Genomic DNA, 21,201 nt, shown 5'->3' on the forward strand with positions numbered 1-21,201 from the left:
CGCCGACGCGAGTCGCACGCCCGGGCCTTTCCGTACGCCCGTACGCCCCGTACCCGGGAAGGGCGGCGTCCGTACGCGGGGACGGCCCCCGGAGCCGCGTACGCGCGGGGACGGGCCGTCCCGGAGTCGTGCGGTCTCCGCGCACGTGGGTGGGTCGGGCCTTGAGCCGTGGCGCCCGCGCGGGCGCGAAAGGGTCACCCTCGGAGTCGTACTCCCCCGGGAAGGACCGTCCGGGGGCGGGACCCGGGCGCGTACGCGAAAGAGCCGCCCCGGGCCTTCAAAGGCGGGGCGGCCCCGGTCGGCGGTGTGGCGTCAGCGCTTCGCGACGAAGACGTGCGCCGCGACCTCCGCGTCCAGCTCGGCGGCCTCGCCGCTGCTGCCCACCAGGACGCCGCCCGCGGACTCCGAGACGGAGACCACGGAGCCGGGCTGCACGCCCGCGCGCCGCAGGGTGTACATCAGCTGGGCGTCCGTCTGGATCGGCTCGCCGATCCGGCGCACGACCACCGTCTTGCCGCCGCTCGCGTCCAGGTCCGCGAGGGAGACCATCGAGTCGTCCAGGAAGGCCTCGGCCTCCGCCTTCTCGCCCAGCTCCTCCAGACCCGGGATCGGGTTCCCGTACGGCGACTCCGTCGGGTGCCGCAGCAGCTCCAGGACCCGCCGCTCCACGGCCTCGCTCATGACGTGCTCCCAGCGGCAGGCCTCGGCGTGCACCTGCTCCCACTCCAGGCCGATCACGTCGACGAGCAGACACTCCGCGAGACGGTGCTTGCGCATCACGCGGGTGGCGAGGCGGCGGCCCTCGTCGGTCAGCTCCAGGTGGCGGTCGCTCGCCACGGCCACCAGGCCGTCGCGCTCCATCCGGGCCACCGTCTGGCTCACCGTGGGGCCGCTCTGGTCGAGCCGCTCGGCGATTCGGGCACGCATGGGGACCACACCTTCCTCTTCGAGCTCGAGGATGGTGCGGAGATACATCTCCGTTGTGTCGATCAGTCCGGACATACGTGCCCCTCGATGAGTCGTGCGCTGGCCCTGCACCAATTCTGACGCATCGGACGGACAACCGGACCTCGCCGGGGTGACGCGGTACCCGAGGCGGTATTGACAGAGCAATGGTCCAGACCGCACCGTGATCGGCGACCACGACGAGAAGGAGCCGCCGCGATGGGCGAGAGCAAGCTGGCCGGACAGTTCTTCGACGCCGCGATCGGCCTGCTCCAGGAGGTGCGCGACGGGGACTCCGCCGAGATCGCCGCCGCCGGAGAGGCCATCGCCGAGGCCGTCGCGAACGGCAACCGGCTCTTCGCGTTCGGCGCGGGCCACTCCTCCCTCGCCGCGCAGGACGTCGTCTACCGGGCCGGCGGCCTGGCCCTCATGAACCTGCTCGCCGTCCCCGGCGTCGTCGGCGTCGACGTCATGCCCGCCACGCTCGGCTCCGCCCTGGAGCGGGTCGACGGCCTCGCGGGCGCGGTCCTCGACTCCTCGCCCGTCAAGGCCGGGGACGTCCTGATCATCATCTCCCTCTCCGGGCGCAACGCCCTGCCCGTCGAGATGGCCATGAACGCCCGCGCGCTGGGCCTCACCGTCATCGGCGTCACCTCGGTGGCGTACGCGACGGAGACGAAGTCCCGGCACGTCTCGGGGACGTACCTCAAGGACCACTGCGACGTCGTCCTCGACTCCCGGATCGCCGTCGGGGACGCGGAGCTGACGCACGAGGGCATCGAGGCCCCCTTCGCGCCCGCCTCCACCGTCGTCACCAGCGCCCTCATGCAGGCCACCCTGGCCGCCGCCGCCGAGGAACTCGTCCGGCGCGGCATCGAGCCGCCGCTGCTGCGCTCGGGGAACGTGGACGGCGGGCACGAGTGGAACGGGCGCGTGATGACGGAGTACGGCGACCGGATCTTCTACCGGCGCTGACGGGAGGGCTTCCGCAGGGGGGGCTTCCACCGGCACGGAGGCGCGGCAGGAGCCGCCGGACGCCCCCTAGGCCTCCGCGCTGACGTGCACCCACACCGGGACCGCTCCGAGGTGCACGGTGAACCAGATGCACAGCCTCGGCATGGGGCCTTCGATCTCGGCCGGCTCGATCTTGATCTTCGTCATGAACTCGACCTCCTCCTGCGGCGAGTGCTCAACCCGCTTCAGCGCCTCCAGAAGGATCGCCTCGGCCAGGTTGCGACCGAAGGACTCGTAGTTCTGCACATCCGCCATGTGGCTCTCGATGTACGTCTTGTCCAGCATGACCATCGCACTGCTCCTTGTTCGTCGGGGGCCGGGGACCGGGGAGATGGGGCTACTGCTCGCCCGTGTAGATGTGGACCCACACCTCGACGCCGCCGACGATCATCCGTACGCGGATGCACATGCGCGGCTCGGGACCGCCCTCGTCGATCTCAACGGGCGTGACAATCACCTTCGCGTCGAGCTCCACCTTGCCCTTGGGCGTCCCTTCGACCCGCGTGAGCGCCTCACGGAGGCCGCTTTCGACCACGTTCCGCCCGAAGGACTGGTAGTTGTGCACGGTCGACATGTGGTTCTCGATGTAGGCCTTGTCGAGCATGGCCATGGCACGGTCTCCCTGATCAGACGGGAGCCCTGACGGTGCTCCCGGAGGCGGCCCCCTGCCGCCCAGCCTGATCGAGGAGCCGCCGGACGGCATCAGGGGCTCGGCCGTTCGGCGCCTCCGCACATCGGGCCGGACCCCGTCAGCGCAGGTCCAGCAGCTCCGTCACCCGGGTGAAGCCGTCCGTGCCGTGACCCCCGTCCACGGCACGGCGGGTCAGGGCCGCCGCCGCGCGCATGACGCTCGCGTCGAGCCCGTGGCCCTCGGCGGCGTGCACCACGTGCTCCATGGTCGACAGGCCCGAGGTCAGCGGATTGCCCTCGCCCGAGTACGTACGGGCGTCCACGTCCTCGGCCCACTCCTGGAACAGCGGCGGCAGGATCGCCCCGATGCCCTGCGCGAACGGCGCCAGCTCCCGGGCCGTGACCCCCTCCGCGCGGGCGAGCGCGAGGGCGTGCACGTAACCCGTCATCGACGTCCAGAAGATGTCGAGCAGCGCGACGTCGTACGCGGCCGCCCGGCCGATGTCCTCGCCCAGGTGCGTGTGGACGCCGTCCAGCGCGTCGAGCACCGGCCGGTGCTCGCGGTAGAGCGCCTCGGGGCCGCTGTACAGGAACACCCCCTCGGGCGTCCCGATGGTCGGGGTCGTGGTCATGACAGCGCCGTCGAGGTACGCGACGCCGTGCTCCGCCGCCCAGCGGGCGGTGTCGCGCGCCCGCTCCGGGACGTCGGCGCTCAGGTTCGCCACCGTCCGCCCCTTGAGCGCGTCCGTGACCTCCGGCCGCCGCAGTACGGCGTCGGTGGCGTCGTAGTTGACCAGGCAGACCACCGTGAGCCCGCTCGCGGCGACCGCCTCCCCGGCGCTCGCCGCGAGCACCGCGCCCCGCTCGGCCAGGTCCCCCTCCCGGCCCGGGGTCCTGTTCCACACGGTGGTCCGTACGCCGGCGTCCAGGAACGCGCCGGCCAGCGCCCGGCCCATCGGCCCGAGCCCGAGGACCGTGACGGAGGGCCGGGCGGGGGCGGAGGCGGGGGCGGGGTCGGGGTTCTGGGCGGGGTGCTGTGCGGGGGAAGAAGGCATGGGTGTACTTCCTTACGTACTACCGAGGTGAACACGTGGACGACCGCGCGAGGAGAGGGGCACGCATGACACGCCGCCGGACCCAGGACACGAACGTCTGCGGGGTCACGGCCGCGATCTCCGTGATCGACGGCAAGTGGAAGACGTCGGTGCTGTGGCTGCTGGAGTCCGGCCCGCACCGGCCCGGCGAACTGCGCCGCAGACTCCCCGGGATCAGCGAGAAGGTGCTGACACAGGCGCTGCGGGAGATGACGGAGGACGGCCTCGTCCACCGCGAGGCGCACGACGTCCTGCCGCCGAAGACCGTCTACTCGCTGACGGAGCCCGGACGCGAACTGTCCGAGCTGCTCGGCCCCTTGTCGGACTGGGGCCACCGGCGTCTCGACCGGCTCGTGGAAGCGCGGACCGCTTCCTGAGGCCCTGTCGCTCCCCTCTCCGTCCGGGCCCGCCACCAGGTTCTCCCGGGCGCCGGACGGCGACAAGTACCCACAAAAAAGTGGGTGTGGCCCCCGAACCTCCTTCTCAGGCGCCGCCGTCCGGCGTCGTATCCGGCTTCGTGTACAGGACCTCGCGGGCCTGTTCGGCGGCGCGGGCGAGGCTCTCGGCGACGAAGTCGAGGAAGCGGGCGACGTTCTCCAGGCGGGCGCCGGCCGGAGTGCCGGGGCCGAGGACGCCGACGCCCTGCCGGGCGATGTCGACCTGCTCGGTGAGGGCCCGGGTGCTGGCGACCATCGACTGGTACCAGACGTCGGCGTCGATGACGTACCGCTCGCGGCGGCGCTCGTCGCGCTCCCTGCGGACGAGGGTCTGGCTCTCCAGGAACGCGATCGACTTGGAGACGGTCGCCGGGCTGACCTGGAGGCTCTGGGCGAGCTCGGACGCCGTCAGGCTGCCGGTGTCGGTCAGGAGGAGGGCGACCATCACCCGGGCCATCATCTTGGACAGGCCCGACCGCATCATGACGGTGGTGAACAGCTCCTCGTACGCGCGCACGGCCTCGGGGTCGCGTCCGTGCGGCTGGGGGGCCGGCTCGGCGGCGCCCCGGGGCGGGGCGGCGGGCTTGCGCCGGTGGGCGCGCTGCTCCGTGGCGCGGTGCGCGAGGTCCGCGCGGTATCCGGCGGGGCCGCCGTTGCGCATCACCTCGCGCGTGACCGTCGAGGTCGGACGGTCCAGGCCCCTGGCGATCTCCGCGTAGGCGAGGCCTTCGGCCAGCCCCAGCGCGATCTGCTGACGGTCCTGCTGCGTGAGCCTGCCTCCGGGCATCGCGGCCTCCTCCGTTGTCCATGAATCCCTGACCCCTGGGATGCCAGCATAGCGTTCACCTTCAATCCATTGCAACGCAATGAGCGCCTGACGTTGCGTTAAATTCACTTCCAGTGCAACGATTTTATGCACTTGAGCTGCATGAATACATTTTCGGTGCAACTTCCTCGTTGCCAACTCCTCGAACGCAACGTAGCTTTTCCAACATCGGAAACAACGCGAAACGAGGAGAACACCATGCAGACCTTCGCCACCCCCGCCCCGATCTCCGCCGTCCTCGACATCCCCGCCGGGCGGGTCCAGATCATCGCCGCCGACCGCGCCGACACCGTGGTCGAGGTCCTCCCCGCGAACGCCTCGAAGGGCCGCGACGTGAAGGCCGCCGAGCAGACCGGCGTCGCGTACGCCGACGGCGTCCTGAGGATCGAAGTCCCCGCCAAGAAGGGGAACTTCGGCCCCTCCGGGTCCGTCGAGGTGACGGTCCGGGTGCCCGTCGGCTCCCGCGTCGAGGCGACGGCGGCCGCCACCGAGTTCCGGGCCGTGGGCCGGCTCGGCGACGTCGTCTTCGACGGCGCGTACCGGCGGATCAAGATCGACGAGGCCGCGAGCGTGCGCCTCACCGCGACCGACGGCGACGTCGAGGTCGGCCGGCTGAACGGCCCCGCCGAGATCAGCACCCAGCGGGGCGCCGTCCGGATCACCGAGGCCGTGCGCGGCGAGGTCGTCCTCCGCACCCAGGACGGCGACATCTCGGTCGGCGCCGCCGCCGGGGTCTCCGCCTCCCTGGACGCCGGCACCACCCTCGGCCGCGTCGTCAACGACCTGAAGAACGACGGCACCGCCGTGCTCGCCGTCCACGCGACCACCACCCGGGGCGACATCACCGCCCGCAGCCTCTGAGCCCCGCCTCTGCCCCGGCCCCGTCCCCACCCCGCGCCACCTCCGAACCCCACCCCGCGCCACTCCCGAAGGAGCATCACCATGACCGACCTGGCCATCGCGGCGACCGGGCTGCGCAAGTCCTACGGGGACAAGGTCGTGCTCGACGGCGTCGACCTCGCCGTCCCCGAAGGAACGGTCTTCTCCCTGCTCGGCCCGAACGGCGCCGGCAAGACCACCGCCGTCAAGATCCTCTCCACGCTCGTCACCGCCGACGCCGGTGACCTGCGGGTCGGCGGCCACGACCTGGCCACCGCCCCGCAGGCGGTACGGGCCGCGATCGGCGTCACCGGGCAGTTCTCCGCCGTCGACGGCCTGATCACCGGCGAGGAGAACATGCTCCTGATGGCCGACCTGCACCACCTGTCCAAGCGGGAGGGCCGCCGGGTGACCGCCGAACTCCTGGAGCGCTTCGACCTGGTCGAGGCGGCGAAGAAGCCCGCCGCCGGCTACTCCGGCGGCATGAAGCGCCGCCTGGACATCGCCATGACCCTGGTCGGCGACCCCCGGATCATCTTCCTCGACGAGCCCACCACCGGCCTGGACCCCCGCTCGCGGCACACCATGTGGCGGATCGTCCGCGAACTGGTCGCCGGCGGCACCACCGTCTTCCTCACCACCCAGTACCTGGAGGAGGCCGACCAGCTCGCCGACCGCATCGCCGTCCTCCACGACGGAAGGATCGCCGCCGAGGGCACCGCCGAGGAGCTCAAGCGGCTGGTACCCGGAGGCCACGTGCTGCTGCGCTTCTCCGACCCCGCCGCCTACCGCTCCGCCGCCGCCCACCTGCCCGGAGCCGCCCCGGACGACGAGGCGCTCACGCTCCAGGTCCCCGGCGACGGGAGCCAGCGCGCCCTGCGCGCCGTCCTGGACCGACTGGACACGGCCGGCGTCGAGGCCGACGAACTGACCGTGCACACCCCGGACCTCGACGACGTCTTCTTCGCCCTCACCGGCACCGCCGGAGTCCCCGCCCAGCCCTCCCCCACCGAGGAGACCGTCCGATGAGCACCTTCGCCCTCGCCGTGCGCGACTCGTCCACGATGCTGCGCCGCAACCTCCTGCACGTCCGCCGCTACCCCTCCCTCACCCTGAACCTGCTGCTCACCCCGGTGATGCTCCTGCTGCTGTTCGTCTACGTCTTCGGCGACGCGATGAGCGCGGGCCTGGCCGGCGGCGGAGGCCGCGACGCCTACATCGCCTACGTCGTCCCGGGCATCCTGCTCATGACCATCGGCTCCACCGTCGTCGGCGCCGCCGTGTCCGTGGCCATGGACAAGAACGAGGGGATCATCGCCCGCTTCCGCACCATGGCCATCCACCGCGGCTCCGTCCTCGTCGGGCACGTGGTCGGCAGCGTGATGCAGTCGCTCGCCAGCGTCCTCCTCGTCGGCGCCGTCGGCCTCGCCATCGGCTTCCGCTCCACCGACGCCACCGTCCTGGAATGGCTGGCCGCCCTCGGCCTGATCGCGCTCTTCGCCCTCGCGCTCACCTGGATCGCGGTCGGCATGGGCATGGCCAGCCCCAACGCCGAGGGCGCCAGCAACAGCGCCACGCCCCTGATTCTGCTGCCCCTGATCTCCAGCGCCTTCGTGCCGCTGGACTCGATGCCCGGCTGGTTCCGGCCCATCGCGGAGTACCAGCCCTTCACCCCGGCCATCGAGACCCTGCGCGGCCTGCTGCTCGGCACCGAGATCGGCCACAACGGCTGGCTCGCCGTCGCCTGGTCCCTGGCCCTCACCGCGCTCGGCTACCGCTGGTCGACGGCCGCCTTCCGGCGCGACCCGGAGTGACGGGCGCGGAGACCGCGCACACGGGCCCCCGGTCAGTACGCCGGGGGCCCGTCCCCGTGCCCGTCCCCCAACGCCAGGAACGACGCCACCCCCGTCGCCACCGACTCCGCGAAGACCACGTCCTCGCGCTCGAAGGCCGGGCGGCAGGCGGCCCGCAGGAAGGTGAGGACGCCCAGCGTCCGGCCCCGGGAGCGCAGCACCGCGCACAGGGAGTGCGCCGCGTCACCGGGCCACTGGTGGGCCTCCGCCCACACCTCGGCGGTACGGCCCGCGCTCGCCCGGACCGCGCCGACCCGGTCCCAGGCCTGGAGCGCCGGATGCCTCGGCCCGTACCGCAGCGGGATGCCTCCGCCCACGGGCGGGGAGGACGGGCCGGGGACGGCGGCCGGGACGGCCAGGGCCCGCGTCAGGCGCCGGTCGCCCGCCACCCGGTCCACCAGGGCGTGGTCCGCGAACCCGGCCAGGGCGAACTCCAGGAGGACCGCCGCCGCCTCCGCCGGGTCCTCGCACTCGGCCGCCGCCGCGCCCGCCCGGTGCAGCTGGCTCCACCGGAACCGCAGCCGGTCCGCCTCCCGCAGCGCGAGCCGCTCCTCGGTCACGTCCTGGAACAGCCAGGCGACGCCCAGCGGCACCGCCGCCTCCGTCATCGGGGACCCCAGGCGCAGGAAGCCGCTGCGCCAGCACCGGCGCCGCTCCCCCGAGGCCGTCCGCAGCGTCACCCACACCTCGGCGGGGGCGGGCGGGGTGCCCTCCGCCAGGACGTGCTGGAAGGCGGCCTCCAGCTCCTCGACGCCGTGCACGACGACGTCGCCGAGCGGGCGCCCGAGCAGGGTCGTACGACCGGCTCCGAAGGCGCGGGCCGCGTGGGCGTTGACCATGGCGGGGCGCAGGTCGGCGTCGACCAGGACGACGCCCCAGGAGGCGTCGTCGAACAGGGCCTCGCTGAGGGCGACCGACCGCTCCAGGTCGAGCTGGACGTGGACCTCGCTGAACGCGCAGTACACCCCGGCGGGCGCGCCGTCCGCGCCGCGCACCCCGGCCGCCTGGCTGCGCACGAGCACCCGCCCGCCGTCCTTGCGGAGCAGCACGAACTCGTGGACCTGTCGGCCGGGCCCCTTCATGGCCCCCATCAGGCGCCCCAGGGTCTCCTCGGCGTCCGCGCTCCGCGCCGCCCACCCCTCGAACCCGCGCCGCCCGACGGCCTCCCCGGCGGTCCAGCCGAGGATCCGCTCGGCCTCCCGGTTCCAGTGCGTGACCGTCCCGTCGGCGTCGAAGGCACAGAGCGCCGCGTCCATCCCGTCGAGCAGCGCGGCCAGCAGATCGGCCCCCGCCCCGGGAACGGCGGTCTCACTCGTGGACTCCGCGAAAGCACTCACCCGACACCCCCCATGCTGTGGACCATTCAACTGGAACGTGACGCAGAGCACATCACCTTCGCCGAAAACGATGGGCGGACACGCCCCACCGGGACGGTTCCGGGCCCGGTTCAGCCCGGCGAGACGAAGCCCGACTCGTAGGCGGCGATGACCGCCTGGGTGCGGTCGCGGGCGCCGAGCTTCGCCAGTACGGAGCTGACGTGGGACTTCACCGTCTCCGTGCCCACCACCAGGCGCGCGGCGATCTCCGCGTTCGACAGGCCGCGCGCCACGAGCCGCAGCACGTCCGCCTCGCGCTCGGTGAGACCGGCCCGTTCCAGCGCCTCCCGGGCCTCCGACCCGTCCCGCTCCCGCCCGTACGAGGCGGCCAACTGCCGTACCGCCGCCGGGAAGAGGAGCGAGTCGCCCTCCGCCACGAGGCGCACCGCGTGCACGATCTCCGCCGGGCGGGCCCGCTTGAGCAGGAAGCCGTCGGCGCCCGCGCGCAGCGCCCCGTACACGTACTCGTCGTTCTCGAAGGTGGTGACGACCAGGATCTTCGGCGGCTCCCGCACCGTGCGCAAGACCGCGCGGGTCGCCTCGATGCCGTCCATCAGCGGCATCCGGACGTCCATCGCGACGACGTCGGGGCGCCGTTGGCGCACGAGGGGGATGACGGCGGCCCCGTCGGCCGCCTCGCCCACCACCTCGATGTCGGGCTGCGCTTCGAGGACGGCGCGCAGACCGGCCCGGACCAGCGGTTCGTCGTCGACGAGGAGGACGGTGATCGGCATTCGGCCAGGGTAGATCAGCCGGACGGGCGCGTACGGGCGGCCCGGTTCCCGGCGGTGGCGGTCCCCGCGACTCGCGTACGACGGCGTGCGGGCGGCCCGGTCCTCGACGGCGACGGTCCCCGCGACTCGCGGGCGGTGCCGTTCAGCGCAGCGGCAGGTCCACGCGGACCAGCCACGCGTCGCCGTCCCGGCCCGTCCGGGCCGAACCGCCCAGGAGCGCGGCCCGCTCGCGTATCCCGCGCAGACCGCTGCCCGAGCCGGTGCGCTCCTCCCGCCCCGGGGCCAGCGGGTTGCGGACCTCCAGGCGGAGCACGGCGCCCTCCACCGCCACCCGGGCGGCGACCGGGACCGGGCCCGCGTGCCGCAGCACGTTGGTGAGGCACTCCTGGAGCATCCGGTACGCCTCGCGGGAGACCGGGCCCGGCACCTCCTCCAGCGGCCCGGTGACCTCGGCCTCGACCCGCGCGCCCGAGGAGCGCGCCGAGTCGAGCAGCCGGGCCGCCTCGTCGAGGCCGGGGCTCGCGGCCGCCGGGCGGCCCGTCTCGCGCAGCAGGAGCAGGACGCGCTCCAGGTCCTCCAGGGCGGCCCGCCCCGTCTCCTCGATCGCCTCCAGGGCCCGGTCGGTGAACTCCGGGTCGGCGGCGGCGCGCGCGGCCCCGGCCTGCACCACGGCCAGGGTCAGCGCGTGGCCGAGCGAGTCGTGCAGCTCCCGCGCGATCCGGTTGCGTTCGAGGAGCCGCTCGGTGCGGCCCTCCAGGGCGGCCATGCGCTCCTTCACCGAGGGGCCGAGGAGGGTACGGGCCACCCGCGCGGACAGTGCGCCGCCCGCGACGACCAGCGCCAGGAGCACGAGCACCGGGAGCGGGGCAAGGAACGCCGACCACCGGCCGTCGCCGAAGGGGAGGGCGAGGCCGGCCACGACCGGCTCCTCGACGTGCACCCCGGCCAGCGTCAGCGCGCACTGGGCCAGTCCGACCGACAGCAGCCAGACGGCGAGCCCCGCCTCCATCCGGAACACCAGCCACAGGGCCGTCCTGCCCCGGTCCGTCCACGAGGCCGACGGGGACGCGGAGACGTCCGCGCCCTCCGGCGTCCTCCACGCGCGCGCGTGCTTGCCCGGGAAGAGCATCAGGCGCGCCTGGAGGCCCTCGGCGCGGCGGGCCGCCGGCACGAGGGCGACGGCCGCGACCAGCGGCACCGGGAGCACCGCCACCACCAGCCAGTCCGACGGGTACGGGTGCGAGAGGCCGGGGTGGATCAGGCCGCCGGCGAGCGGCACGATCGCACCCACGAGGAGGTGGAGCCAGCGGGTGTACGTGACGGCACGGGCGAGCGGACGAAGGCGGCGGGCGGCGGCGCTCGCGAGCGGCCGGAGGCGGCGGGCGCGGTGCGCGGCGGCGCTCGCGAGTGGGCGGAGGCGGCGGGCGCGGTGGGTGGTCGCGCTCGCGAGCAGCCGGAACCGGCGGGCGCCGTGCGTGACCGCACTCGTGAGCGGGCGGCGGCGAGGGGCGCGCGGAGTGGTGCGCGTCGGCCGGCGGAAGGGTCCGGGCATCCCGTCATCCTGGCAGGACGGCCGCCGCCCGCGGCTCCCCCGTGCGGGGGAGACGGCCTCCCCGGGCGGGGGATGGCCCGGGGGCGGCGGGCGCCGAGGATCGGGGCATGACCAGCATCGACGTCAGGAACCTCACGAAGGAGTACGCCGGCAGGCCGCCGAAGCGGGCCGTCGACGGGCTGACCTTCTCCGTCGAACCGGGCCGCGTGACCGGCTTCCTCGGCCCGAACGGGGCCGGGAAGTCCACCACCATGCGGCTCGTCCTCGGCCTCGACCGGCCGACCTCGGGCACCGCCACTGTCGGCGGCCGCCCGTACACGGCGCTGGACGAACCGCTCCGCACCGTCGGCGCCCTCCTGGACGCGCAGGCGGCCCACGGCTCCCGGACCGCCCGGAACCACCTGCGGGCCCTCGCCGCGTCCCACCGCATCCCGGACCGGCGCGTGGACGAGGTCCTGGCCGAGACCGGTCTCGCGGGCGCCGCCCGCCGCCGGGTCCGCACCTTCTCGCTCGGTATGCGCCAGCGGCTCGGCATCGCCGCCGCGCTGCTCGGCGATCCGGCCGTGCTCCTGCTCGACGAGCCGGCGAACGGGCTCGACCCCGAAGGCATCGTGTGGATCCGCGAACTGCTGCGCGGGCTCGCCGCCGAGGGCCGTACGGTCCTCGTCTCCAGCCACCTGATGAACGAGACGGCCCTCTTCGCCGACCACCTCGTCGTCCTCGGCCGGGGCCGGCTCCTCGCGGACGTGCCGATGCGGGAGTTCATCGACGCCCACAGCCACGCGCGCGTACGGGTGCGCACCGGCGATCCCGTACGTCTGCGGGCCACGCTCCTGGCCAAGGGGTGGGCGGTCGGGGAGGCCGTCGACGAGACCGGCCGGTGGGTGGTCGAGGGCGCCTCGGCCGAGGAGATCGGGGCGGTCACGGCCCGCGAGGGCATCCCCGTCTTCGAGCTGGCCGACGAGCGCGCCTCCCTGGAGCAGGCCTACCTCGCGCTCACCTCGGAGGAGGCGGAGCACTCCGCCGCCGCTCCCCGTCCCCGCTCCTCGTCCCTGGAGGCCTGACCGTGCCGTTCACCGCAGTCGTCCGCTCCGAGTGGATCAAGATCAGTTCCGTCCGGGCCAGTTCGGGATCGCTCCTCGCGGTCTTCGTCGTCGCCCTCGCCCTCAACCTGGCCCTGTACGTCAGCGTGGGCGGCCCGGAGCCGGACGGTGCCGGGGACCCCGTCTTCCGCGCCCTCTTCCAGACCAACTTCGCGCAGCTCGCCGCGGTCTCCTTCGGCGCGACCGCCGTGTCGTCCGAGTACCTGAACGGCGCGCTGCGCAACTCGCTGGCCGCCGTGCCGCGCCGGGGGCTGCTCTACGCGGCCAAGGCGGCGGTCACCGGGGGCGCGGCCCTCGTCGTGGGCCTGGTGACCTCGTTCACCACCTTCTTCGCGGGGCAGGCGTTCGCGGGCGAGTACGCCATCGGCATCGGGGAGCCGGGGGCGCTGCGGGGCTGCTTCGGCGCCGGGATCTACCTCGCCCTGATGGCCCTGCTCGCCTTCGGGCTGACGTTCCTGCTGCGCAGCGCGGTCGCGACGCTGAGCATCCTGACCCCGGCGCTGCTGATGCTGCCGTTCGTGCTCGGGGACGTGGCGGCGGGCGCCGCCGAGTACCTGCCGGACCGCGCCGGGCGGCAGATCCTCTACCAGGACCCGGTCGGGCAGGTCGGCCCCTGGGAAGGCCTCGGGATCGCGGCGCTGTGGACGGCGGCGGCGCTCCTCGCGGGGTGGTGGGCGATGCGCCGCCGGGACGCCTGAGCGGCGGCCGCCCGGAGGGTCCCGGGAAGTCGCCGGATAAATCGGTTGAGCGTCCCGGGCGGAGTTCGTACCGTAGGAGTCACGCATGAAAGGAGGTGATCCGGAAGTGATTTCTTACCGGACCAGCGAGGTGACTGCGGGCTGAGGCCTGCCGTCGCACTCTGTGCACCTCGGCAGGCCAGTCTGCCGAAGACCAACGCAGTCACCCGACCCGTGAGCCGCCGGTAAGTCCGGCCGGCTCCCGTTCGACCCAGGCGCCTGGGCGGGCGGGACCAAGGCTCACGGGTCGTCTGCGTTTCCGCTCCCGGTCAGGGGGCCAGGCGTTCCACCCGCCACGTGTCGCCGTCGTCCTCGCGGACGTAGCGCAGGCGGTCGTGGAGGCGGTTCTCGTGGCCCTGCCAGAACTCGACCGTGTCCGGGACGACGCGGATGCCGCCCCAGTGCGGGGGGACCGGGACCTGGGCGTCCTCGGGGTAGCGGGCGGCCAGTTCGTCGTAGCGGGCGAGGAGTTCCGCGCGGGAGCCGATCACCGAGGACTGGGGGCTCGCCCAGGCGCCGAGCCGGGAGCCGTGGGGGCGGGTGCGGAAGTACGCGACCGTCTCGTCGCGCCCGACGCGCTCGGCGCGGCCCGTGACGACGACCTGGCGGGCCGCCGGGTGCCAGGGGAAGAGCAGCGAGGCGTACGGATTGTCCGCCAGCTCCCGGCCCTTGCGGGAGTCGTAGTTGGTGAAGAAGACGAATCCGGCCCCGTCGTAGTGCTTGAGCAGGACCGTCCGGGAGGACGGGCGGCCGTCGGGGGTCGCGGTGGAGACCACCATCGCGTTCGGCTCGTGGATCGCCGGGTCCGCGGCGGCCTCCTTGAACCAGCGGGTGAACTGCGCGACCGGCTCGGGCGCGAGGTCGGCCGGGGACAGCTCCGTGGTGCGGTACTGCTCGCGCATGTCGGCGGGGTCCGGGACCCCGCCGGCCGCCGGAAGGGCCGCCGGAAAGGCCTCCGGGCGGGCCGCCGGACAGCGCGTGGGATCGTCGCTCGCTGAATCGTTCACGGAATCGGTCACGGGGCCATTCTGCGGCAGCGGGCCAGTCTGCCCGGCACCGGAGGCGGTTAACCCTCTCCCGCCGGATCGGCGGAGTGTGCCGGATGTCACGCTTCCCCGCATCATCGGAACCGTACAGACTCTTCGGCTGGATGACTGTTGATTCCCGCCATCGACCAACCCCGTTGATCGATCATCGATAGAGGAGCCGCCTGATGTCCGACTTCGTACCCGGACTTGAGGGAGTCGTCGCGTTCGAGACCGAGATCGCCGAACCCGACAAGGAGGGCGGCGCCCTCCGCTACCGCGGCGTCGACATCGAGGACCTCGTCGGCCACGTCTCGTTCGGCAACGTCTGGGGCCTCCTCGTCGACGGCGCCTTCAACCCCGGCCTGCCCGCCGCCGAGCCGTTCCCGATCCCGGTCCACTCCGGTGACATCCGGGTCGACGTGCAGTCCGCGCTCGCGATGCTCGCGCCCGTCTGGGGCCTCAAACCGCTCCTGGACATCTCGCCCGAGCAGGCCCGCGACGACCTCGCCCGCGCCGCCGTCATGGCCCTCTCGTACGTCGCGCAGTCCGCGCGCGGCCAGGGCCTGCCGATGGTCCCGCAGAGCGAGATCGACAAGGCGCAGTCCATCGTCGAGCGGTTCATGATCCGCTGGCGCGGCGAGCCCGACCCGAAGCACGTGAAGGCCGTCGACGCGTACTGGACCTCGGCCGCCGAGCACGGCATGAACGCCTCCACGTTCACCGCCCGCGTCATCGCCTCCACCGGCGCCGACGTGGCCGCCGCGCTCTCCGGCGCCGTCGGCGCCATGTCCGGCCCGCTGCACGGCGGCGCGCCCTCCCGCGTCCTCGGCATGATCGAGGAGATCGAGCGGACCGGCGACGCCACCGCGTACGTGAAGCAGGCCCTCGACAAGGGCGAGCGGCTGATGGGCTTCGGCCACCGCGTCTACCGCGCCGAGGACCCCCGCGCGCGCGTGCTCCGCCGCACCGCGAAGGAGCTGGCCGCGCCGCGCTTCGAGGTCGCGGAGGCCCTGGAGAAGGCCGCCCTGGAGGAGCTGCACAACCGGCGCCCCGACCGCGTCCTGGCGACGAACGTGGAGTTCTGGGCGGCCATCGTCCTGGACTTCGCCGAGGTCCCGGCGCACATGTTCACCTCGATGTTCTCCTGTGCGCGCACGGCCGGCTGGTCGGCGCACATCCTGGAGCAGAAGCGCACCGGCCGCCTGGTCCGCCCCTCGGCCCGCTACACGGGCCCCGGCCGGCGGGACCCGCGCGACATCGAGGGTTACGCCGACATCGCCGGCTGACCCTCCGGGTGCAGCAGGAGCTCCGCGTGGTGGCGGGCCGCCACCGACGGGTGGGCGCGGAGCTTCCCCTTCAGGGCGTTGCGGCCGTACTCGGCGAACAGCGGGTTCGACGGGTCGGTGGTGATGCCGGGGGCCGCGGAGGCGTGCGGGAAGTCCAGCGGGGCGATCCGGGCGTCGAGTCGCGGGTTGTAGAAGAACGGGACGGAGAAACGTTCCGTCGCGCCGGGCGGGGAGACCACCCGGTGGTTGGTGGCGATCAGGTAGCCGTTGGTCGCCACTTCGAGCAGCTCGCCCAGGTTGACGACGAACGCGCCGGGCAGCGGCGGCACGTCGTGGAAGTTCCCGTCCTCGCGCTGGACCTGGAGCCCGCCGACCTGGTCCTGGAGCAGCAGGGTGAGGAGCCCGTAGTCCTTGTGGGCGCCCACGCCCTGGTCGTCGCCCTCGCCGCTGCTGCCCGGGTAGCGCACCAGCTTGAGCTGCGGGTGGGCGTGCGGGCCGAAGATGTCGTCGTAGAAGTCCTCGGGCGCGCCGATGGAGGCGAGCAGCTCGTGCAGCAGGCGCTCGGCGACGCCGCTGAGCCGGTCGATCCAGTGCAGGGCGGCGGTGCGCAGCTCGGGCAGGGCCTCGGGCCACTGGTTGGGGCCTTCGAGCCACCAGTACGGGGCTTCCCAGGGCGCGGGGGCGTGCGCGGGGCGCTCGGCGCCGATGTCCAGCTGGTCGCGCCAGTCGCGAGCGCCCTGCGTCCGTTCGTCGCCGATGCGGGTGTAGCCGCGGAAGTGCGGCGAGTTCACGTTGTCGAGGGCGAGCCGGTCGGCCTCGGGCAGCGCGAAGAAGGCGCGCATGGCGGAGGTGAGGGCCTCGGTCTCGGCCTCGGTCACCCCGTGCCCGACGAGCTGGAAGAACCCCACGTCGTGGGCGGCCGAGTGGAGCTGGGCGTGGAGCAGCCTCCGGGCCTGCGGGCCGCGGTCGGCGGCCGAGAGGTCCACGATGGGGAGCTGCGAGGAGTACGAGCTGCTGGTCATGAGGTGTCCGCGGGGTCTACGGGTGCCCGGGACGGCCGCCGGGGGTGGGGCGGGCGCCGCGGGTGCCGGTCTGCTGGGGCTCTGTGACGGGACCAGGAGGGGTGGGTGGAGTGGTACCCCGGAAGGTCGGAAAGGCCGTGCGGGTCCGGAGGACCCGGGGCCGGGTGGCCGGAAGGGCCTGGTGGCCTGGGGCGCCGGGGGCTCGGGGAGCCCTGCGGCGCGGGAGGCCGGTGGCCCGGAAGGCCGCGAGGGTCAGACGGAGCGTCGACAGCTCATGCTCGTGACGCGGACGAAGTCCACGTGGCGACGGCGTACGAGCGGAGGCATGGGAACAGAGTACTGCGGGGCGCCCGGGAGGGGTGTGGCGCGGGTCACGGAACGGGACGTCGTTCCTGATCGGGGGCGTGGCGCTGCGCGGGCGGGGTGGGGGTGTGCGGGCTGCGGTGGGCGTGCCGGTGCTTCGGGCGCGGCACTCAGGGGCGTACTGCTGCTCCGGTACTCCGGGCCGTACCGCTGTTCGCGGGCTCGGGGATCCCGGCCGTACCGCTACCGCCGCTGCGGGCTCCCGGCCGGGTCCGGCCGCTCCGGCGGTCGTGGTTCGGGGCCGTCGTCACTTCAGCGCCTCGTTCACCAGCCGTGCCCACTGGGACACCACCCGTTCGCGGCGGGTGCGGTCGTCGGTGAGGAGGGTGGCGAGGCCGAGGCCTCGGGCCATGTCGAGGAGGCCCTGGACGGTTTCGCGGACGCCGGGGCGGGTCTCGTCGGCGCCGAGGACCTCGACGGCGATGCGGTGGGACTCGCGGCCGACGCGGGCCTCCAGTTCGGTGACGCGGGCGCGGAGCTGGTCCTCGCCGGTGGCGGCGACCCAGAGGTGGAGGGCGGCCCGGAAGAGGGGGCCGGTGTAGAGGTCGACGAGGGCCGCGACGGCCGCCTCCCGGTCGTCGGAGGGCAGCGCCCGCAGCGCCTGGGAGCGCTCCTCCGCGACGTACTCGACGGCGGCCGTGAAGAGGTCCTCGCGGGTGGGGAAGTGGTGCTGGGCGGCGCCCCGGGAGACGCCGGCCCGTTCCGCCACCGCGGAGACCGTCGAGCCCGCCCAGCCGTGTTCGGCCAGGCAGGACACGGCGGCCTCCAGGAGCCGCTGCCGGGTGGCGCGGCTCCGGTCCTGCTTGGGTGCGGTCACAGCCGCCATGCGGGGTCCCGTCGTTCGAGGAAGGCCGTCATCCCTTCGCGCGCCTCGGCGGAGGCGAAGAGCGTGGCCGACCTCTGCACCAGGTCCTCCGCGTCGCGTTCGAAGGTCTCCAGGACTTTAGCGGTGACCAGCCGTTTCGATTCCCGCAGGCCCTGCGGCGAGGCGGCGCGCAGGGCGTCGAGGATGCCGGGAAGCGCGTCGTCCCCGGCCGTGACCAGGCCCATGGCGAGGGCCTCCGGGACCCCGAAGCGCTCGCCCGTCAGGTAGTAGCGGGTCGCCGCGCGCGGTTCCAGCCTCGGGAGGAGGGTCAGCGAGATGACCGCGGGCGCGACCCCGATCCGTACCTCCGTGAGGGCGAAGTCCGCCCCCTCCCCCGCCACCACGAGGTCGCACGCGCCGAGCAGGCCGAGGCCGCCCGCGCGCGCGTGCCCGGTGACCCGGGCGACGACGGGCTTCGGCAGCTCGACGATCTGCCGGAGCAGGGCCACGAAGTCGTACGGGCTCGGGGGCGCCTTCAGGTCGGCGCCCGCGCTGAAGGTGGTGCCGGCGTGGTCGAGGACCACGGCCCGTACGCCCGGGTCCTTGCCGCACGCGGCGAGCGCGTCGGCGAGCTCGGTGACGAGGGCGGCGGAGAGGGCGTTGCGGGTGGCGGGGGAGTTCAGCGTGAGGGTGGTGACGCCCCGTTCCTCGGACGTGGTGACGAGTGTGGTCATGCGCGTTCCCTCAGTTCCCTTCGGAGGATCTTCCCGGATGCGGCCCGGGGGACGGTCTCGACGAACTCCACGTCGCGGACCTTCTTGTACGGGGAGACGCGCGCGGCGACGTGCGCGACGACCTCCTCGGCGGTGAGGCCGGGCGCGGAGGGCTGGCGGACGACGAAGGCCTTGGGGATCTCGGTGCCCTCGGCGTCGGTGACGCCGATGACGGCGGCGTCGGCGATGCCCTCGTGGGTGAGGAGCAGCGCCTCCAGTTCGGCGGGGGCGACCTGGAAGCCCTTGTACTTGATGAGTTCCTTGACGCGGTCGACGACGAAGAGCCAGCCGTCCTCGTCGACGCGCCCGACGTCCCCGGTGTGGACCCATCCTTCGGCGTCGATCATGGCGGCGGTGGCGTCGGGGCGGCCGAGGTAGCCCTTCATGACCTGGGGTCCCCGGATGGCGATCTCGCCCTCCTCGCCGGGCGCGGCGTCCTTCGCGGGGTCGTCGAGGGAGAGGATCCGCATCTCGGTGGAGGGCAGGAGCCGGCCGACGGTGCCGGGCGGGGGCGTCTCGGCGTCGAGCGGGACGACGTGGGTGCCGGGGGACAGTTCGGTCATGCCGTACGCCTGCCGGACCGGCGGGAGCCCGAGCCGCTTCGAGCAGGCCTCGGCGAGGGCGGCGTCGAGCGGGGCGGCGGCGCTGACGATGTACTCCAGGGAGGACAGGTCGTAGTCGGCGACGGCCGGGTGCTTGGCGAGGGCGAGGACGATCGGCGGGGCCACGTACAGGCCGTTGATGCGGTGCTCCTGGACGGCGCGCAGGAAGGCGTCGAGCTCGAAGCGGGGCTGGACGACGACGGTGGCGCCCTGGCGGAGGGGGGCGTTCATGAGGGCGGTGAGGCCGTAGATGTGGAAGAAGGGCAGGACGGCGAGGATCCGGTCGCCCGGTCCCATCGGGATGAACGGCTCCAGCTGGGCGAGGTTGGTCGCGATCGAGGTGTGCGTGAGCATCACCCCCTTGGGTACCCCGGTCGTGCCGGACGAATACGGGAGGGCGGCGACGTCCTCGTCGGGGTCGACCGCGATCTCGGGGACGGGTCCGGTGGAGCCGAGGAAGGCCTGGAGCGAGCGGACGGTCTCTCCCGCCGGGGGCTGGTCGCAGAGGAAGATCTCCTCGATCCCGCCCGCGAGTTCGGCGGCGGCGCGGGCGGCGGGGAGCAGGGGCGAGACGGTGACGATCCAGCGGGCGGAGGAGTCGCGGAGCTGCTTGGCGAACTCCTCGGGGGTGGCGAGCGGATGGACGGTGGTGACGGCGGCGCCGGCGCGGGTGGCGGCGTAGAAGGCCACGGGGAAGAGCACGGTGTTGGGGCTGTGCAGGGCGAGCACGTCCCCCTTGCGGACCCCGGCTTCGGCGAGCCCGGCGGCGACGAGCCGGTGGAAGGCGTCGACCTGGGCGTACGTGAGGGTGAGCGCACCCTCCGCGCCGGAGCCGTCGACGAGGGCCGGGGTGTCGCCGTACTCGGCGGCGCGGCCGAGGACCGCGTCGTGGATGGGGAGGGAAACGGCCGGGACGTCCTCGTACGCGCTGTGGAACACCATGGATGACCCCCTGGAGAGGTGGAAGGTGAGCGCCAGGATCGCGGGTGGGGCGGCGACTTGGGGAGACCTTGTCAGTACCCCGTAGAACAATCAAGCACGCCTGCATGATTTTGGTGGGGTGCCTGTGCGGGGTCCGCGGGGAAACGGGTACGGCCCCGCACCGGAGCACGGGGACGACCTCAAGCCGCAGCCGACCTGGCCCGACGACCATCAGAGCCGCGTCGACCGGTTCGTCCGCGAGCTGCACCGGCACGACCGGATGCGCTGGACCCTGATGGACTGGGCCTCCGGGCTCGTCGTCGCGGCGCGTCTCGGTGATCCTCCCTACCTCGCGTGACGCCACGGTTCCCCCATGCCGCTGGAAGCCCTTCGCGTCGGCAGCCGTTCCTCACCGATGCACTGGCCCAAGTAGCCCTATTTGGAGCCGAGTTGGCTTCCCTCTGTCCAGACATGCGGACCAAGGTCGTCGGCTTCACCCCGTCCGGCGACCGGTGGTCCGGCGCCCTGTCGCAGCTCGGCGGCAAGGGGGCGTTCACCCGTGGGCGGGGCCGTCGGCCTGGCGGTGCATTGCGTGAAGGACGCGCCCGTCGCCCGGGGGACGGTGTTCGCGGCGCACCTGCGGCGCGACAGCCTCCACGACGCCCTGGTGGAGCCGGGCGGGCGCACGCTCGACCGGCTTCCCCCGGGCTCCGTCGTCGGCACGTCGTCGGCACGTCGTCGGTGCGGCGGATCGCCCAGCTCGCCCGTACGCACCCCCGTCTGGCGACCAGGCCGACCCGGGGGAACACCAACACCCGTCTCGCCAAGCCGGATTCGGGCGAGTACGACGCGTCCCTCCTCGCCGTGTGCGGTCTGGAGCGCATCGGGGCGGCGGACCGCACCGCCTCCAGGGGCACTGCAACTCCCCCGTCGCCGCGTTCGCCCGGACCGAGCCGGACGGCCGGATCGGCCTGCGGGCACGGGTCTTCTCGCCGGACGGCAAGGACGTCGTGGACGCCCACGCATGGGGTCGTCACCCCCAGGCCTTGGGCACCTCCGTGGCCGCCACCCTGATCAGGGACGGAGCCCTGGAGATCATCCGGGCGATTCCGCACTGACCCGCACCCCGCCGGAGGACACGCCGCCCGGATGCGCTCCGGCCCGTGCCCCCTCTCCGCCGGTCCGGCCTCAGGTGAACCCCCTCGGGACGGTGGGCTCCCG

At 73.7% G+C, this 21,201-nt stretch carries 22 protein-coding genes and 1 pseudogene; 10 read left to right on the plus strand and 13 right to left on the minus strand.

Features of this window, described 5'->3' with window-relative positions:
- Positions 1-312: 312 nt before the first annotated feature.
- Entirely contained in the window at positions 313-1,002 is a 690-nt protein-coding gene (locus tag ACIQD7_RS19425; protein WP_121828282.1) for a metal-dependent transcriptional regulator, read from the minus strand.
- 162 nt (positions 1,003-1,164) lie between these two features.
- Here ACIQD7_RS19425 and ACIQD7_RS19430 point away from each other — a divergent pair, with 162 nt between their 5' ends.
- On the plus strand, positions 1,165-1,920 hold the full coding sequence (locus tag ACIQD7_RS19430) for an SIS domain-containing protein (protein ID WP_121828281.1): 756 nt from the start codon (positions 1,165-1,167) through the stop codon (positions 1,918-1,920).
- A 66-nt stretch (positions 1,921-1,986) separates the two neighbouring features.
- On the opposite strand, the gene ACIQD7_RS19435 is transcribed toward ACIQD7_RS19430, so the two are convergent.
- From ACIQD7_RS19435 to ACIQD7_RS19445, 3 genes are all read right to left on the minus strand, one after another.
- Entirely contained in the window at positions 1,987-2,250 is a 264-nt protein-coding gene (locus ACIQD7_RS19435) for a hypothetical protein (RefSeq protein WP_402442936.1), read from the minus strand.
- Between the two features lie 46 nt (positions 2,251-2,296).
- A complete protein-coding gene (locus ACIQD7_RS19440; RefSeq protein ID WP_402442938.1) occupies positions 2,297-2,569 on the minus strand; it encodes a hypothetical protein in 273 nt (90 codons plus the stop codon).
- Positions 2,570-2,708: 139 nt separating this feature from the next.
- Positions 2,709-3,644: an NAD(P)-dependent oxidoreductase gene (locus ACIQD7_RS19445; RefSeq protein WP_402442939.1), complete on the minus strand. Its 936-nt coding sequence runs from the start codon at positions 3,642-3,644 to the stop codon at positions 2,709-2,711.
- Between the two features lie 65 nt (positions 3,645-3,709).
- On the opposite strand from ACIQD7_RS19445, the gene ACIQD7_RS19450 reads away from it, so the two are divergent.
- Positions 3,710-4,060 carry a winged helix-turn-helix transcriptional regulator gene (locus ACIQD7_RS19450; protein WP_402442941.1) on the plus strand — a complete coding sequence of 117 codons (351 nt, stop codon included), beginning with the start codon at positions 3,710-3,712 and terminating at the stop codon, positions 4,058-4,060.
- Positions 4,061-4,166: 106 nt separating this feature from the next.
- Here ACIQD7_RS19450 and ACIQD7_RS19455 read toward each other — a convergent pair whose 3' ends face one another.
- Entirely contained in the window at positions 4,167-4,907 is a 741-nt protein-coding gene (locus tag ACIQD7_RS19455) for a helix-turn-helix domain-containing protein (protein WP_402442942.1), read from the minus strand.
- A 237-nt stretch (positions 4,908-5,144) separates the two neighbouring features.
- On the opposite strand from ACIQD7_RS19455, the gene ACIQD7_RS19460 reads away from it, so the two are divergent.
- The 3 genes from ACIQD7_RS19460 (at position 5,145) to ACIQD7_RS19470 (ending at position 7,639) form a co-directional block, all read left to right on the plus strand.
- Positions 5,145-5,807: a DUF4097 family beta strand repeat-containing protein gene (locus tag ACIQD7_RS19460; RefSeq protein WP_402442944.1), complete on the plus strand. Its 663-nt coding sequence runs from the start codon at positions 5,145-5,147 to the stop codon at positions 5,805-5,807.
- An 81-nt stretch (positions 5,808-5,888) separates the two neighbouring features.
- On the plus strand, positions 5,889-6,854 hold the full coding sequence (locus ACIQD7_RS19465; RefSeq protein WP_402442946.1) for an ATP-binding cassette domain-containing protein: 966 nt from the start codon (positions 5,889-5,891) through the stop codon (positions 6,852-6,854).
- Positions 6,851-7,639: an ABC transporter permease gene (locus tag ACIQD7_RS19470; protein ID WP_402442947.1), complete on the plus strand. Its 789-nt coding sequence runs from the start codon at positions 6,851-6,853 to the stop codon at positions 7,637-7,639. Before ACIQD7_RS19465 ends, ACIQD7_RS19470 begins: the two co-directional genes overlap by 4 nt.
- 32 nt (positions 7,640-7,671) lie before the next feature.
- On the opposite strand, the gene ACIQD7_RS19475 is transcribed toward ACIQD7_RS19470, so the two are convergent.
- The 3 genes from ACIQD7_RS19475 to ACIQD7_RS19485 all read right to left on the minus strand — a co-directional run bounded on the left by ACIQD7_RS19475 (position 7,672) and on the right by ACIQD7_RS19485 (position 11,340).
- Entirely contained in the window at positions 7,672-9,015 is a 1,344-nt protein-coding gene (locus tag ACIQD7_RS19475; protein ID WP_389664300.1) for a PAS domain-containing protein, read from the minus strand.
- A gap of 110 nt (positions 9,016-9,125) precedes the next feature.
- Positions 9,126-9,788: a response regulator gene (locus tag ACIQD7_RS19480; protein ID WP_399614603.1), complete on the minus strand. Its 663-nt coding sequence runs from the start codon at positions 9,786-9,788 to the stop codon at positions 9,126-9,128.
- A gap of 142 nt (positions 9,789-9,930) precedes the next feature.
- The gene (locus tag ACIQD7_RS19485; RefSeq protein ID WP_402442950.1) at positions 9,931-11,340 is read right to left on the minus strand and encodes a sensor histidine kinase; all 1,410 of its coding nucleotides are present in this window, start codon (positions 11,338-11,340) and stop codon (positions 9,931-9,933) included.
- A gap of 107 nt (positions 11,341-11,447) precedes the next feature.
- On the opposite strand from ACIQD7_RS19485, the gene ACIQD7_RS19490 reads away from it, so the two are divergent.
- Entirely contained in the window at positions 11,448-12,404 is a 957-nt protein-coding gene (locus ACIQD7_RS19490) for an ATP-binding cassette domain-containing protein (protein WP_402442952.1), read from the plus strand.
- Entirely contained in the window at positions 12,401-13,141 is a 741-nt protein-coding gene (locus ACIQD7_RS19495) for an ABC transporter permease (protein WP_402443296.1), read from the plus strand. Before ACIQD7_RS19490 ends, ACIQD7_RS19495 begins: the two co-directional genes overlap by 4 nt.
- 308 nt (positions 13,142-13,449) lie before the next feature.
- Here ACIQD7_RS19495 and pdxH read toward each other — a convergent pair whose 3' ends face one another.
- A complete protein-coding gene (gene pdxH / locus ACIQD7_RS19500) occupies positions 13,450-14,199 on the minus strand; it encodes a pyridoxamine 5'-phosphate oxidase (RefSeq protein ID WP_402442954.1) in 750 nt (249 codons plus the stop codon).
- Positions 14,200-14,393: 194 nt separating this feature from the next.
- Here pdxH and ACIQD7_RS19505 point away from each other — a divergent pair, with 194 nt between their 5' ends.
- Positions 14,394-15,494 (plus strand): citrate synthase 2, encoded by a 1,101-nt coding sequence (locus ACIQD7_RS19505; RefSeq protein ID WP_030208616.1) that lies wholly within the window; start codon positions 14,394-14,396, stop codon positions 15,492-15,494.
- Here ACIQD7_RS19505 and ACIQD7_RS19510 read toward each other — a convergent pair.
- The 4 genes from ACIQD7_RS19510 to ACIQD7_RS19525 all read right to left on the minus strand — a co-directional run bounded on the left by ACIQD7_RS19510 (position 15,473) and on the right by ACIQD7_RS19525 (position 20,001).
- On the minus strand, positions 15,473-16,516 hold the full coding sequence (locus ACIQD7_RS19510; RefSeq protein WP_402442956.1) for an isopenicillin N synthase family dioxygenase: 1,044 nt from the start codon (positions 16,514-16,516) through the stop codon (positions 15,473-15,475). The genes ACIQD7_RS19505 and ACIQD7_RS19510 overlap by 22 nt on opposite strands.
- A 610-nt stretch (positions 16,517-17,126) precedes the next feature.
- Positions 17,127-17,705, minus strand: a complete 579-nt coding sequence (locus tag ACIQD7_RS19515; protein WP_383401624.1) for a TetR/AcrR family transcriptional regulator — start codon at positions 17,703-17,705, stop codon at positions 17,127-17,129.
- The gene (locus ACIQD7_RS19520; RefSeq protein ID WP_402442958.1) at positions 17,693-18,418 is read right to left on the minus strand and encodes an enoyl-CoA hydratase family protein; all 726 of its coding nucleotides are present in this window, start codon (positions 18,416-18,418) and stop codon (positions 17,693-17,695) included. Before ACIQD7_RS19520 ends, ACIQD7_RS19515 begins: the two co-directional genes overlap by 13 nt.
- Positions 18,415-20,001 carry an AMP-binding protein gene (locus ACIQD7_RS19525; RefSeq protein WP_402442960.1) on the minus strand — a complete coding sequence of 529 codons (1,587 nt, stop codon included), beginning with the start codon at positions 19,999-20,001 and terminating at the stop codon, positions 18,415-18,417. Before ACIQD7_RS19525 ends, ACIQD7_RS19520 begins: the two co-directional genes overlap by 4 nt.
- 118 nt (positions 20,002-20,119) lie before the next feature.
- On the opposite strand from ACIQD7_RS19525, the gene ACIQD7_RS19530 reads away from it, so the two are divergent.
- Both ACIQD7_RS19530 and ACIQD7_RS19535 read left to right on the plus strand, forming a co-directional pair.
- Positions 20,120-20,338: a hypothetical protein gene (locus ACIQD7_RS19530; protein ID WP_402442962.1), complete on the plus strand. Its 219-nt coding sequence runs from the start codon at positions 20,120-20,122 to the stop codon at positions 20,336-20,338.
- A gap of 15 nt (positions 20,339-20,353) precedes the next feature.
- A pseudogene (locus ACIQD7_RS19535) lies at positions 20,354-21,098 on the plus strand (hydroxymethylbilane synthase).
- Positions 21,099-21,201 lie beyond the last annotated feature (103 nt).

Origin of the sequence: Streptomyces sp. NPDC093071 (assembly GCF_044754545.1) — a bacterium.
Lineage (GTDB): Bacteria > Actinomycetota > Actinomycetes > Streptomycetales > Streptomycetaceae > Streptomyces.

Coding starts and splice junctions, on each gene's coding strand:
- ACIQD7_RS19425 (WP_121828282.1), bottom strand. CDS start 1,002: ATGTCCGGACTGATCGACACAACGGAGATGTATCTCCGCACCATCCTC.
- ACIQD7_RS19430 (WP_121828281.1), top strand. CDS start 1,165: ATGGGCGAGAGCAAGCTGGCCGGACAGTTCTTCGACGCCGCGATCGGC.
- ACIQD7_RS19435 (WP_402442936.1), bottom strand. CDS start 2,250: ATGGTCATGCTGGACAAGACGTACATCGAGAGCCACATGGCGGATGTG.
- ACIQD7_RS19440 (WP_402442938.1), bottom strand. CDS start 2,569: ATGGCCATGCTCGACAAGGCCTACATCGAGAACCACATGTCGACCGTG.
- ACIQD7_RS19445 (WP_402442939.1), bottom strand. CDS start 3,644: ATGCCTTCTTCCCCCGCACAGCACCCCGCCCAGAACCCCGACCCCGCC.
- ACIQD7_RS19450 (WP_402442941.1), top strand. CDS start 3,710: ATGACACGCCGCCGGACCCAGGACACGAACGTCTGCGGGGTCACGGCC.
- ACIQD7_RS19455 (WP_402442942.1), bottom strand. CDS start 4,907: ATGCCCGGAGGCAGGCTCACGCAGCAGGACCGTCAGCAGATCGCGCTG.
- ACIQD7_RS19460 (WP_402442944.1), top strand. CDS start 5,145: ATGCAGACCTTCGCCACCCCCGCCCCGATCTCCGCCGTCCTCGACATC.
- ACIQD7_RS19465 (WP_402442946.1), top strand. CDS start 5,889: ATGACCGACCTGGCCATCGCGGCGACCGGGCTGCGCAAGTCCTACGGG.
- ACIQD7_RS19470 (WP_402442947.1), top strand. CDS start 6,851: ATGAGCACCTTCGCCCTCGCCGTGCGCGACTCGTCCACGATGCTGCGC.
- ACIQD7_RS19480 (WP_399614603.1), bottom strand. CDS start 9,788: ATGCCGATCACCGTCCTCCTCGTCGACGACGAACCGCTGGTCCGGGCC.
- ACIQD7_RS19485 (WP_402442950.1), bottom strand. CDS start 11,340: ATGCCCGGACCCTTCCGCCGGCCGACGCGCACCACTCCGCGCGCCCCT.
- ACIQD7_RS19490 (WP_402442952.1), top strand. CDS start 11,448: ATGACCAGCATCGACGTCAGGAACCTCACGAAGGAGTACGCCGGCAGG.
- ACIQD7_RS19505 (WP_030208616.1), top strand. CDS start 14,394: ATGTCCGACTTCGTACCCGGACTTGAGGGAGTCGTCGCGTTCGAGACC.
- ACIQD7_RS19510 (WP_402442956.1), bottom strand. CDS start 16,516: ATGACCAGCAGCTCGTACTCCTCGCAGCTCCCCATCGTGGACCTCTCG.
- ACIQD7_RS19515 (WP_383401624.1), bottom strand. CDS start 17,705: ATGGCGGCTGTGACCGCACCCAAGCAGGACCGGAGCCGCGCCACCCGG.
- ACIQD7_RS19520 (WP_402442958.1), bottom strand. CDS start 18,418: ATGACCACACTCGTCACCACGTCCGAGGAACGGGGCGTCACCACCCTC.
- ACIQD7_RS19525 (WP_402442960.1), bottom strand. CDS start 20,001: ATGGTGTTCCACAGCGCGTACGAGGACGTCCCGGCCGTTTCCCTCCCC.